12 protein-coding genes and 2 pseudogenes are annotated in these 12,536 nt (G+C 46.5%); 11 read left to right on the top strand and 3 right to left on the bottom strand.

All coding sequences use genetic code 11. From position 1 onward, the window contains the following. Nucleotides 1–9: 9 nt before the first annotated feature. The 6 genes from C510_RS0109835 to C510_RS0109805 all read left to right on the top strand — a co-directional run bounded on the left by C510_RS0109835 (nt 10) and on the right by C510_RS0109805 (nt 5,298). Entirely contained in the window at nt 10–1,173 is a 1,164-nt protein-coding gene (locus C510_RS0109835) for an NADH:ubiquinone reductase (Na(+)-transporting) subunit B (protein WP_018711171.1), read from the top strand. 14 nt (nt 1,174–1,187) lie between these two features. After that, nucleotides 1,188–1,868 carry an NADH:ubiquinone reductase (Na(+)-transporting) subunit C gene (gene nqrC, locus C510_RS0109830; RefSeq protein WP_018711170.1) on the top strand — a complete coding sequence of 227 codons (681 nt, stop codon included), beginning with the start codon at nt 1,188–1,190 and terminating at the stop codon, nt 1,866–1,868. 18 nt (nt 1,869–1,886) lie between these two features. After that, nucleotides 1,887–2,525: an NADH:ubiquinone reductase (Na(+)-transporting) subunit D gene (locus C510_RS0109825; RefSeq protein ID WP_018711169.1), complete on the top strand. Its 639-nt coding sequence runs from the start codon at nt 1,887–1,889 to the stop codon at nt 2,523–2,525. A gap of 19 nt (nt 2,526–2,544) precedes the next feature. Beyond that, nucleotides 2,545–3,168 carry an NADH:ubiquinone reductase (Na(+)-transporting) subunit E gene (gene nqrE, locus C510_RS0109820; protein WP_018711168.1) on the top strand — a complete coding sequence of 208 codons (624 nt, stop codon included), beginning with the start codon at nt 2,545–2,547 and terminating at the stop codon, nt 3,166–3,168. Between the two features lie 18 nt (nt 3,169–3,186). Next, entirely contained in the window at nt 3,187–4,455 is a 1,269-nt protein-coding gene (gene nqrF, locus C510_RS0109815; protein WP_018711167.1) for an NADH:ubiquinone reductase (Na(+)-transporting) subunit F, read from the top strand. Between the two features lie 483 nt (nt 4,456–4,938). Further along, nucleotides 4,939–5,298, top strand: coding sequence for a hypothetical protein (locus C510_RS0109805; RefSeq protein ID WP_022340494.1), 360 nt, complete (start codon nt 4,939–4,941; stop codon nt 5,296–5,298). Nucleotides 5,299–5,358: 60 nt separating this feature from the next. Here the strand turns inward: C510_RS0109805 and uvrB are convergent, their stop codons facing one another. Then, nucleotides 5,359–7,380: an excinuclease ABC subunit UvrB gene (gene uvrB / locus C510_RS0109800; RefSeq protein ID WP_018711164.1), complete on the bottom strand. Its 2,022-nt coding sequence runs from the start codon at nt 7,378–7,380 to the stop codon at nt 5,359–5,361. 189 nt (nt 7,381–7,569) lie between these two features. Between uvrB and C510_RS0109790 the strand changes: the two genes are divergently transcribed. The 3 genes from C510_RS0109790 to C510_RS0109780 are packed head-to-tail and all read left to right on the top strand — an operon-like array spanning nt 7,570 to nt 9,247. Beyond that, nucleotides 7,570–8,409 carry an outer membrane protein assembly factor BamD gene (locus C510_RS0109790; protein WP_022340497.1) on the top strand — a complete coding sequence of 280 codons (840 nt, stop codon included), beginning with the start codon at nt 7,570–7,572 and terminating at the stop codon, nt 8,407–8,409. Nucleotides 8,410–8,440: 31 nt separating this feature from the next. Further along, nucleotides 8,441–8,776 carry a DNA-directed RNA polymerase subunit omega gene (locus C510_RS0109785; RefSeq protein WP_018711161.1) on the top strand — a complete coding sequence of 112 codons (336 nt, stop codon included), beginning with the start codon at nt 8,441–8,443 and terminating at the stop codon, nt 8,774–8,776. Between the two features lie 21 nt (nt 8,777–8,797). Beyond that, nucleotides 8,798–9,247: a DUF4293 domain-containing protein gene (locus C510_RS0109780; RefSeq protein WP_018711160.1), complete on the top strand. Its 450-nt coding sequence runs from the start codon at nt 8,798–8,800 to the stop codon at nt 9,245–9,247. A gap of 188 nt (nt 9,248–9,435) precedes the next feature. On the opposite strand, the gene C510_RS0109775 is transcribed toward C510_RS0109780, so the two are convergent. Then, nucleotides 9,436–10,989, bottom strand: a complete 1,554-nt coding sequence (locus tag C510_RS0109775; RefSeq protein WP_018711159.1) for an ATP-binding protein — start codon at nt 10,987–10,989, stop codon at nt 9,436–9,438. Between the two features lie 324 nt (nt 10,990–11,313). Between C510_RS0109775 and C510_RS16425 the strand changes: the two are divergent. Together C510_RS16425 and C510_RS17125 are read left to right on the top strand one after the other, a co-directional pair. Then, nucleotides 11,314–11,520: pseudogene (locus C510_RS16425) on the top strand (Arm DNA-binding domain-containing protein); the annotation flags it as partial. Then, nucleotides 11,516–11,800, top strand: a pseudogene (locus C510_RS17125) (MobV family relaxase); the annotation flags it as partial. The pseudogenes C510_RS16425 and C510_RS17125, both read left to right, overlap by 5 nt. 73 nt (nt 11,801–11,873) lie before the next feature. Here C510_RS17125 and C510_RS0109760 read toward each other — a convergent pair. Continuing rightward, nucleotides 11,874–12,437 (bottom strand): Crp/Fnr family transcriptional regulator, encoded by a 564-nt coding sequence (locus C510_RS0109760; RefSeq protein WP_018711156.1) that lies wholly within the window; start codon nt 12,435–12,437, stop codon nt 11,874–11,876. Nucleotides 12,438–12,536: the final 99 nt, after the last annotated feature.

The following is a 12,536-nucleotide window of genomic DNA, read 5'->3' as shown; positions in this document are numbered from 1 at the left end:
ATTTAATAAATGAAAGCGTTAAGAAATTATCTCGATAAGATAAAGCCGAACTTTGAAGAGGGAGGCAAATACCAGGCTCTCCGCTCTGTGTTCGACGGTTTCGAAACATTCCTGTTCGTCCCGAATACGACTTCGAAGACTGGTACGCACATCCACGATGCCATCGATAGTAAACGTATCATGTCATTCGTGGTTATCGCATTGTTGCCGGCATTGCTGTTCGGTATGTATAATGTGGGTTACCAGCACTACACTCATGCCGGTGTAGAAGGTAGCTTCATCGAAATGTTTGCCTATGGTTTCCTGGCTGTCCTGCCGAAAATCATTGTATCATACGTAGTCGGTCTGGGTATCGAATTCGTAGTGGCTCAGTGGAAGAAGGAAGAAATTCAGGAAGGTTTCCTGGTTTCAGGTATCCTGATTCCGATGATTGTTCCGGTAGACTGTCCGTTGTGGATGCTGGCTGTAGCTACTGCATTCTCAGTTATCTTCGCTAAGGAAGTGTTCGGTGGTACAGGTATGAATATCTTCAACCCGGCTTTGATTACCCGTGCATTCCTGTTCTTCGCTTATCCGACCAAGATGTCCGGTGATACGGTATGGGTGTCCGGTGACAGCATTTTCGGTTTGGGCAAGACTGTGGACGGGCTGACAGCCGCTACTCCGTTAGGTGTGGCAAAGGTTGCCGAGTGCCCTGCTTTCTCCTGGGATATGGTGACCGGTCTGATTCCGGGCTCTATCGGCGAGACGAGCGTAATTGCCATTGCTATCGGTGCCGTTATCCTGTTATGGTCGGGCGTGGCAAGCTGGAGAACGATGCTGTCAGTATTCGTTGGTGGTGCCGTGATGGGTTGGGTGTTCAACCAATGGGGACCGGATACCGCAGTGGCCCACATGCCTTGGTATGAACATCTGTGCCTGGGTGGTTTTTGTTTTGGTGCCGTGTTCATGGCGACCGACCCTGTCACTTCTTCACGTACGGAGAACGGTAAATACGTTTATGGATTCCTGATCGGTGCCATGGCCATCATCATCCGTGTGCTCAATCCGGGTTATCCCGAAGGCATGATGCTGGCTATCCTGCTGATGAATATCTTCGCTCCGCTGATTGACTATGTGGTAGTGCAGAACAATATTTCGCGTCGTGCAAAACGTGCTATGTCTAACAAATAAAAACCGAAAATACAATGAATACCAATAGTAACTCTTATACTATCATTTATGCTTCGGTAATGGTTGTTATCGTAGCATTCTTGCTGGCTTTCGTCAGCTCTTCTTTGCGCGACCTGCAAGGAAAAAATGTAGAGTTGGATACGAAAAAACAGATTCTTTCGGCTTTGGGTATCCGTGAAGTGGAAGATGCGGAAGCCAAATTTGCCGAAGTGGTGAAAGAAGACATGCTGGTGGCTGAAGACGGTTCGCTGAAGCCATACGAAGGCAGCTTCGTTACCGGATATGAGAAAGCATATAAGGAAAAGGGAGAAGCCCATCTTTTCGTCTGCGAGATAGACGGACAGAAGAAGTATGTTATACCCGTTTATGGTACGGGATTGTGGGGTGCCATCTGGGGCTATGTAGCCTTGAACGAGGATAAGAACACCGTGTATGGCACTTATTTCTCACATGCATCAGAAACTCCGGGTCTGGGTGCGGAAATCGCTACCGAACATTTCCAGAATGAGTTCAAGGACAAGAACGTGCTGGACGGAGATGCCATCGGACTGGATGTCGTAAAGAACGGGAAGATTGACAAGCCTGAGTTCCAGGTGGACGGTATTTCCGGAGGTACGATTACTTCAGTGGCCGTAGGACAGATGCTGAAGAACTGCATGGGAAACTATACCAAGTTTTTAACCGCTAAAGAATAATAGGAGGGGAAATATAATATGGGAAATTTATTTTCAGCCAAGAATAGAGAAGTGTTCTCCACCCCGATTAGCATGAACAATCCGGTCACCGTACAGGTGTTGGGTATTTGTTCGGCACTTGCCGTTACTTCCAAACTGGAACCGGCCATCGTGATGGGACTTTCTGTAACCATCATTACTGCATTCTCTAACGTAGTGATTTCATTGATCCGTAAGACCATTCCTAACCGTATCCGTATTATCGTACAGTTGGTGGTCGTTGCTGCGTTAGTGACTATCGTAAGCGAACTGCTGAAGGCTTTTGCCTATGACGTAAGTGTCCAGCTTTCAGTATATGTAGGTCTGATTATCACCAACTGTATCCTGATGGGACGTCTGGAAGCGTTTGCGATGGCAAACGGCCCGTGGGAATCTTGTCTTGACGGTCTGGGCAACGGACTGGGCTATGCCAAGATTCTGGTCATCGTGGCTTTCATCCGTGAGCTTCTGGGCTCAGGTACGTTGCTGGGTTTCAATGTCCTGAACCATGCAGCTATCCAGGAGTTCGGCTATGTGAACAACGGCTTGATGCTGATGCCGCCGATGGCGTTGATTATCGTGGCTTGCCTGATATGGTACCAGCGTGCGAAGCATCCTGAATTACAAGATAAGGAATAACAAGTAAAGGAAAGACATTATGGAACATTTTTTCAGTTTATTGGTCCGCTCCATCTTTGTGGACAATATGATATTCGCGTTCTTCCTGGGTATGTGTTCATACCTGGCGGTATCGAAGAATGTGAAAACAGCTGTCGGTCTGGGCATTGCTGTAACTTTCGTGCTGGTGGTGACTTTGCCGGTCAACTATTTGCTCCAGACGAAGGTACTGGCTGCCGACGGTATTTTGGGCATTGACCTCAGCTTCTTGAGCTTCATCCTCTTCATTGCCGTTATCGCGGCCATTACACAGTTGGTGGAAATGATAGTGGAGCGTTTCAGCCCTTCGCTGTATGCTTCGCTGGGTATCTTCCTGCCGTTGATTGCCGTAAACTGTGCCATCATGGGTGCCTCTCTGTTCATGCAGCAGCGCATCAACCTGACTCCTTCCGACCCGAAGTTCATCGGTGGCATCGGTGATGCTGTCTCTTACGCACTGGGTTCAGGTATCGGCTGGATGCTGGCCATCGTCGGTCTGGCTGCTATCCGTGAAAAAATGGCTTATTCTGACGTTCCGGCTCCGCTGAAAGGTCTGGGTATCACATTTATCACTGTAGGTCTGATGGCTATGGCATTTATGTGTTTCTCTGGTTTGAACATCTAATAAAGAAAGGAATATACAATGGATATGAATTTTATTTTAGCGAGCATTGGAGTATTCCTGGTGACTATTCTGGTGTTGGTAATTATCCTGTTGGTAGCCAAGAACTTCCTGGTAGCTTCAGGTAATGTGAAATTGACCATCAACGGCGAAAACCAGCTGGAGGTGGAATCCGGTTCTACTTTGTTGAACACATTGGCTGTGAACAATGTATTCTTGCCTTCAGCTTGTGGTGGTAAAGGTTCTTGCGGTCAGTGTAAATGTCAGGTTCTGGAAGGTGGTGGCGAAATCCTGCCTTCAGAAGTCAGCCACTTCAGCCGCAAACAGCAGAAAGACCACTGGCGTCTGGGCTGTCAGGTGAAAGTGAAGAGCGACATGTCTATCAAGGTACCTGAATCTGTAATGGGTGTAAAGGAATACGAATGTACCGTTATTTCCAACAAGAACGTGGCTACCTTCATCAAGGAGTTCAAGGTGCAGCTGCCTAAGGGTGCTCACATGGACTTCATCCCGGGTTCTTATGCCCAGATCAAGATCCCTGCATTCACTATGGATTATGACAAGGACATCGACAAGTCATTGATCGGTGACGAATACTTGCCGGCATGGCAGAAGTTCGGTCTGTTCGGATTGAAGTGTGTGAATCCGGAACCGACTATCCGTGCTTACTCTATGGCCAACTATCCGGCTGAAGGTGATGTGTTCATGTTGACTGTACGTATCGCTACTCCGCCGTTCAAACCAGACCGCAGCGGATTCATGGATGTAAATCCGGGTATCGCTTCTTCTTATATCTTTACCCTGAAACCGGGTGACAAGGTATTGATGAGTGGTCCTTACGGTGACTTCCACCCGATCTTCGATTCTAAGAAGGAAATGATTTGGGTAGGTGGTGGTGCCGGTATGGCTCCGTTGCGTGCACAGATTATGCACATGACACGTACCCTGCATACTACAGACCGTGAACTGCATTACTTCTACGGTGCACGTGCATTGAACGAAGTATTCTATCTGCAGGACTTCCTGAGTCTGGAAAAGGATTTCCCGAACTTCCACTTCCATCTGGCACTGGACCGTCCGGATCCGGCAGCCGATGCAGCAGGCGTGAAGTATACTCCGGGATTCGTTCATCAGGTGATGTTGAATACTTACCTGAAAGACCACGAAGCTCCGGAAGACATCGAATACTACATGTGTGGTCCTGGTCCGATGTCGAAAGCTGTTGTCGCCATGTTGGATAGCCTCGGCGTAGAAGAGTCTTCTATCATGTACGATAACTTCGGTGGATAATTCAATCGTTTGGTTGAAATAGAATCAGAAGGCCTCTGCTTTATGCAGGGGCCTTTTTTCATATTAGGAGGCTTAGTATTTTGACTGTTTGCTATGCTTTCTTTTGGGACTGATGAACTTACGAATTTCTACACTTTCTTTTTAGTGAGTTGCCGATAAGAATTAGGCATCTACTACTGGTCCGTTTGTCAGATAAAGTGGTAAAAACAAACTGAGCGAAGTTTGTTCGTTCTGTTGACTAGTTGAATGGATTTCCTGATTATATATTGTATAATGTTACAATCTTGTTTCATAATGGCCCAATTTATTATTTTCGTCTTGATGTATGTCAATAAAAACATGTTTTTTGGCATGATTATTTATCAGAAATTTGGCAGAATCGGGGGAGTAAGTATCTTTGCATCGGTAAAAAGATAGAACCTCTAGGAACAAGAGGTTTGTTAATAGGATAATTTTTTAAGGTAAAATTTAATTTTAGGTATTATGAAGAAATTAGGATTGACATTGGTTGCCGCACTGGCATTTTCTGCTTCGGTATTTGCACAGGAGAAAGCTGACGCCACTCCTCAGCAATGGGATGGTACCATCAACAAAGCCAAGTTGTCTAAGTATCTGCAATTGGATGCCGGACAGCACGACAAGGTAGCAGACATTTGTGATTTCTTTCAGGATGAAATGAAACGTGCAAACCGTTCCAAGAATTCAGATGAAAAAGTACGTAATGCAGTGTACGGTAACTTGAAGCTGATGAAGCAGACATTGGATGAAAAGCAGTATTCAAGCTATGTCAGACTGATGGCAATGACACTGCGTAACAAAGGTATTGATATCGAAAAGAAGTAATTCAAACGATTTATGAATGAAAAAAGGCAGGGAGCTTAAATGTTTCCCTGCCTTTTTCTGTTATTTGTCTTTCAGAGCTTCTTCCAGTCGGATCAGTTCGTCGCGGTATTGTGCGGCTTCGATAAAATCCAGATTCTTGGCGGCTTCCTGCATTAGTTTACGCGTCCGTTCGATGCTGCGTTTCAGCTGATCCTTCGACATGTAGGTGACAATCGGATCGGCAGCAGCTGTCATCGTACCGGTAGTCTCGGTATATGCCTTCGGCTCTTTGCTGGTCGTTTCTGTGTGACTGTCCACCAGAATGTTGGTTCGGTTCTTCTTGATCTGTTGCGGAGTGATGCCGTGCGCTTCGTTGTAAGCCAACTGCTTCTCACGGCGTCGGTTGGTCTCGTCGATGGTCTGCTGCATGCTGTCTGTTATCTTGTCGGCATACATGATGACCTTTCCGTTTACGTTACGGGCTGCTCGGCCTGCCGTCTGGGTGAGTGAACGGTGGGAGCGGAGGAATCCTTCCTTGTCGGCATCCAGAATGGCTACCAGCGATACTTCCGGTAAATCGAGTCCTTCACGCAACAGGTTGACTCCAATCAGTACATCGTAGATGCCCTGCCGGAGCTCATCCATAATCTTCACTCGTTCCAAGGTGTCTACGTCACTGTGGATATAGTTGCAACGTATGCCGTTGTTCAGCAGATATTCGGTCAGTTCTTCCGCCATCCGTTTGGTCAGGGTAGTGACCAGCGTGCGTTCCTCTTTCTCGATGCGTTGCTGAATCTCTTCCATCAAATCGTCTATCTGGTTCAGGCTCGGACGTACTTCGATGATGGGGTCCAGCAAGCCGGTCGGGCGGATGACCTGTTCTACGACGACACCTTCGCTTTGTATCAACTCGTAATCTGCCGGTGTAGCACTGACGTAGATGACCTGTTTGGCCATTTCCTGAAACTCTTCAAACTTGAGCGGCCGGTTGTCCATGGCTGCCGGCAGACGGAATCCGTATTCCACGAGGTTCTCTTTCCGTGCCCGGTCTCCTCCGTACATGGCCCGTATCTGAGGGACACTTACATGACTTTCATCGATCACAATCAGGAAATCTTCGGGGAAGAAATCCAGCAGGCAATACGGGCGGGTACCTGGCTCCCGGCCGTCAAAATATCGCGAATAGTTTTCGATACCGGAGCAGTGTCCCAGTTCGCGTAGCATTTCCATATCGTAGGTCACCCGTTCATACAAGCGTTTCGCTTCATATGGTTTCCCGTTCTCTTCGAAGAAATCCACCTGCTTTTTCAGGTCATCTTCTATCTGGTGGATGGCCCGTAAAGTACTTTCTTTGGTCGTCATGAAAAGGTTGGCCGGATAAATCTTATATTCGTCGAAGCTGCTGAGCCGGTGTCCTGAAACAGGGTCTACCTCTTCGATACCGTCTATCTCGTCGTCCCAGAACATGACCCGCAGGACATTGTCGTTGTAGGCAAGATAGATGTCTACGGTATCACCTTTTACGCGGAAATTACCCCGGTTCAGTTCTATATCGTTCCGTACATAAAGGCTGTCCACCAGCTTGCGTAAGAATACGTTCCGGTCCAGCAGTTTCCCTTTCTTGATGTCGATGACATTGTTGTAGAAATCGGCCGGATTACCCATACCGTAGATACACGATACGGATGACACGACGATGACGTCTTTTCTGCCGGACAGCAGGGAAGAGGTGGCTGCCAGACGCAGTTTGTCTATCTCTTCGTTGATGGCCAGGTCTTTTTCAATATAGGTGTCTGTAGAAGGCAGGTACGCTTCCGGCTGGTAATAGTCGTAGTAGGACACATAATATTCTACGGCATTGTTCGGAAAGAAATTCTTGAACTCGCCGTAAAGCTGGGCGGCCAGTGTCTTGTTGTGACTCAGAATCAGTGTTGGTTTGTTGACGTTCTTGATGACATTGGCGATGGTAAAAGTCTTGCCGGAACCGGTTACTCCCAGCAAGGTCTGGGCGGGGACATGGTTCAGCACGCCTTCCGTCAGTTGGGCGATGGCTTCCGGTTGGTCTCCCGTAGGCTTGTAGTCGGATATCAGTTCAAAATTCATAGGAATCAATCTATCATGTTATCGGATGCCTGGAGCGGATTGGGCCGTTGCGGACAAATCCTGCAGGGGTGTAAAAATACGCATAATTTTCCGTTTGGCTATAAACATGGAAAAATTAATCTTAAAAAACATTGATGTATTGTATTATTCGTTGAAAAAGAGTAATTTTGCGCAACTATATTGATTGATATGAAAAAATACATAGTATTGGCCCTCCTTTCCGCCGGTGTCTTCTCATCGTGTGGAGAGTATAATAAGGTGCTGAAAAGCACAGACTACGAATATAAATACGAAGCTGCCAAGAGCTATTTTGCCAAAGGTCAGAATTCGAAAGCCGCTACCATTCTGGAAGAGTTGATTCCGATTATGAAAGGTACTGCTTACGGGGAAGAATCCTTGTACATGTTGGCGATGACCTATTTTAATCAAGGTGACTACGTTACAGCTTCACATTATTTCAATACTTATTATACCACTTATCCACGAGGTACTTATACGGAACTGGCACGTTATAACAGTGGAAAAGCGTTGTACCTGGATACTCCGGAACCTAAACTGGACCAGAGCAGTACGTACAAAGCCATTCAGGAACTGCAGATGTTCATGGAATATTTTCCACGGAGCGAACGTCGGGAACTGGCTCAGAATATGATTTTCGAGTTGCAGGACAAACTGGTGGAGAAGGAATATCTGTCTGCCAAGCTGTATTATGATCTGGGCTCGTATACGGGAAATACTGTGTATTCCAGTACAGGTAACAATTACCTGGCCGCCATCGTTACTGCCCAGAATATCCTGAAGGACTATCCGTATACCAAGTTACGCGAGGAACTCTCTATCCTGATTCTGCGTGCCAAGTACGATATGGCCAAGGAAAGTGTTATCGAGAAGAAGGAGGAACGTATGCTGGAAACTGTGGATGAATATTACGCGTTCAAGAACGAATTTCCTGAAAGCAAGTACATGAAAGAGGTGGAAAACATCTATAAGGATGCCAGCAAGTATATCAAGACGACCGAAGAAGAATAAAATAATTACATTATATATTAACTAAGGAATTATGGATTATAAGAAAACAAATGCTCCTACGACTACTGTTACCCGTGACTTGATGGAACTGTGTGAAGATACTGGTAATATCTATGAAACTGTAGCGATCATTGGCAAGCGTGCAAACCAGATTGCAGTGGAAATGAAGAATGATCTTTCCAAGAAATTGCAGGAATTTGCTTCGTACAACGACAATCTGGAAGAAGTTTTCGAAAACAGAGAACAGATTGAGATTTCACGTTATTACGAGAAATTGCCGAAACCTACCTTGATTGCTACGCAAGAGTATATCGAAGGTAAGGTATATTACCGCAATCCGGCTAAAGAGAAAGAAAAACTGCAATAATCATATCTAGAAGGAAACGCGATGATACAACGTATTCAAACGGTTTATCTGTTGGTGGTCGCTATCCTGATGGTGGTGATGATGTCGCTTCCGGTGGGAAGTTTCGTTGCAGCCGACTATACGGCTACGGTTTTCAACAACCTGTCGCTGGTAGCTCCGGATGGAACAGCCGATTACGCTCCGTGGGCCATGTTTGCCATTCTGATGGTGTCGGCCGTGGTGACTTTGGGAACAATTTTCCTGTACAAGAAGCGTATGTTTCAGATTCGTCTGACCATCTTCAACATCATCCTGTTGCTGGGATATTACGGAACGTTGGTGACCTTCGTCTTCATGCTGAAAGGTGAGAACAGTTTCACTCCGTCATGGACGGTCATTCTGCCGCTTATCTCTATCATTCTTGACTGGTTGGCTATCCGTGCCATCGGTAAGGATGAAATGCTGGTAAAGGCTTACGAAAGACTGCGTTAATCTGCCTACAGACTTTGAAACTCTCTACAGGTTAGGGAGAAGATAAATGAAATACTCCCGGAAATCTCTTCTTGATAGAGGTGATTTCCGGGAGCTTTATTTTGTGCGGACGTTTGATTCAAAACGTCCGTATGTTTTCAGTAAACTGTCCGTTCGTTTGAAGTAAAACGTGCGGACGTTTTTCTGTGCTATTTATTTTCTACTATCCACCCTTCCATACCTCTTGTTTCTTTACTGAAATTTACCCCAATCTTATACACTTTGCGTGAATCGGCTGCGAAGGGTAGGGCATAGTGCTTGTCATTGATTTGCTGCAAGGCTTCTTCGGCAGTTCCGTCCAGTTTGAACTCCATGACATAGATGTACTTGTCCGTTTTCACCACCATGTCGATGCGTCCGTTGGAGGTGTGATACTCGGCCTGGGTATAAAAGCCTAACAGCTTGAATACAATGAAGAGTACATTCTGATAGTGCAGCTCCAGGTCACGTGCCAGTTCGTAGGGACTGTCTGCGAAGAAGCTTTGCAGACGTTTCAGGAACGCCTCCGCATTGCCTTGACGTACATCTTTCACAAAGTTCATGATTTCGAAGGAAGAGTTTCCTGTTTCCAGGTGGGCATAGCGGGGGAGTAGGAACTTGGTGAATCCTTCCTCCACTTCCTTGTTGGGAAATCCCAGGTAATAGGCCTGGAACTCCTTGTCGTATCCCTTGATGGTCAGGTAGCCGCTCTGATAGAGGATGGGTACCGGATTGGAATACATGGTGTCTATTCCTCCCAACGAGTCGGCTGAAGCCACTTCTTCGGTCAGTCGGTGCAGGTCGTAACGGCTGTGTTTGAGCAGTTCTACCAGAAAGGTGGGGGTACCGGTTTCGAACCAGTAGTTCCCGAACTTCATTTTAGCGAATGTGTTCAGCAGGCTGAACGGGTTGTAGATGTCATCGCTGTCCTCCACAAAGTGGTATCCGTCGTAGGTCTTTTTCAGTTCGGTTTTGGTTTCTTGTTCGGTCATTCCGTTCTTCTCTCCCAGTTCGATGATGTCTTCCTTAAAATCTCGGTAAAGTTCTTCTTCAGTGATGCCACAGAGGTTGGCGAAGCGGTTGTCCATGGAAATATCCATCAGGTTGTTCAGGTCACTGAACACGCTGACCTTGCTGAACTTAGTTACACCGGTGAGCAGGGCAAACTTGATGTAGCGGTCGCAACTCTTCAGTACTCCGTAGAATGCTTTTAGTGTGTTGCGGTAGTCAGTCAGTAGCTCCTCGTTGCCGATGGCCTGAAGCATGGGCTTGTCGTATTCGTCGATGAGGATCACTACGTTTCGGCCGGTGACGGTGCTGATTTTCTCAATGATATGGGAGAAGCGCTCTTCCGGTGAGCGGTCTTTTTTCTCGTCACCATAAGCAGCTTCCCATTTTTCAAGGTGTTGGTTTAAGATTTCATTGAGTGAGAGACGGCTTTCGTATTTCTTGGTGTTCAGGTCCAGGTGCAGAATGGGGTATTCGGTCCATTCTTTTTCCAAAGTTTCGATGGCAAGTCCTTCGAATAGTTCCTTCTTTCCTTGGAAGTAAGCTTCCAGGGTAGAAATCAGCAGACTTTTCCCGAAGCGTCGGGGACGGCTCAGGAAATAATATTTACCACTTGTTGCAAGTCTGTAAATTAATGCGGTCTTGTCGACATAAAAATAATTCCCTTTCCGAATTTCTTCAAAACTTTGTATGCCTACCGGATAGTTCCTTTTCATAATCTACCTGAATTAAGTTGCTGATGAATCTATATTGTATATCCTAACTACAAACATACAAAAAATCTATGGAAAAACCTCCAAAATTCGGCAGACTAACGCAATGTAATCTGTGAATTAAGTAGTTAGGAGAAAATCGCGGAAGTTGGATAGAGGGCTGAATAACGTTTCAAAGCGGATTGGAGAAAGAGAACGGTTTCCTAATCGTTACCCGTCAGAAATGCAGATTTAACAGTCACCGTTCCGTTTGCGCCGCTCTGCGTAGGTTTGCTTGTCAAGGTTTAACTCGTTGATTTATAGTTTTGCAACCAAAAAAGAACGAGTATGACAAGGAGCACATTTCGCGTGCTGTTCTATGCGAACGGCAGCAAGGAGAAGAATGGAACTGTCCCCATCATGGGACGGGTTACAATCAACGGAACGGTGGCGCAGTTCAGTTGCAAGCGGAGCATCTCAAAAGAACTTTGGGATGCAAAGGGCAACCGTGCCAAAGGCAAGAGTTTGGAGGCAAGGGAAACGAACCTTGAGCTTGTGCGCCGATGACCTCTTAACCCGTGAAAGGCTTATCGCCTACCATGACAGCTATGCCGCAGCGATGGCGAAGTACGGCTTGCAGCGTGGTGTCCGTGGTTCGGAGGCACGGCACACCACCACCGCCCAATACTACCGTGACCTGAAACGAAAGACGGGAGAACTTGAAGCCAACGTGCGGCAATTACAGAACGAGCAACAGCAAGCGGAAAGGCAGCTTGACGAAGTGCGGAAAGACATCAAGTCGGAGAAACTGGAAGCCGCCAAGACCGAGGCGAAATACCAACGGAAGAATAGCAAGTTTGTGTTTGGGGCAGACCAAAACCGCTTGCTATCCTCAGTTAGTTGAAACGTCATTTTATTTGTGCCCGAATCCTACTCAAACTTGCCTGTGTGATGCCTAAATAGGTGGCGATGCTTCCCAACGGCAATCGCTGTAACAAATCAGGTTCTTTCTCCAACAACTCCTTATAACGTTCAGAGGCGATGGCGGACAACATGGAAATCAACCGTTCCTCGGTGGCAAGCAACTCCATCTCCGCATAACGCCGCCCCCAATTGGCGATGTGCAAGTCTTCCGAAAACAACTCTTTCAGTTTTTTCCTTTTCAATACATATAAGACGGAATCTTCCATCAGCTCCATTGTTTCATATCCCGGCTCGTCATTTACATAGCCTTTCATGGAAACAAGGGTCGCTCCTTCCTTGCCCACCCAAAAGGTAATTTCCTTCCCGTCCACCGAGGTATAGGCGCGGACAATGCCTTCCTTGATGAAAAAGATGTTCTTCTCCACCTTGCCGCTTTCCAGCACGCGGAATCCTTTGGGATACGAAACTTCCGTCAAGCATTGCCGCAACTTGTCCAAAGACGCGTCCGGCATAGCATATCTCTGGTTGATGATTTCCTTTATATCCATAGTTCGTAGTTCTTATCGGTGTGCAAAATTATAAAATAGCACACGGAAACGGAAATGAATGGTTGTTTTTTGCCAAATGCAAAAAGCCGTCAGGGATTT

This window comes from Phocaeicola barnesiae DSM 18169 = JCM 13652, from assembly GCF_000374585.1.
GTDB classification, from domain to species: domain Bacteria; phylum Bacteroidota; class Bacteroidia; order Bacteroidales; family Bacteroidaceae; genus Phocaeicola; species Phocaeicola barnesiae.
This window is presented reverse-complemented; position numbering and strand designations above follow the sequence as displayed.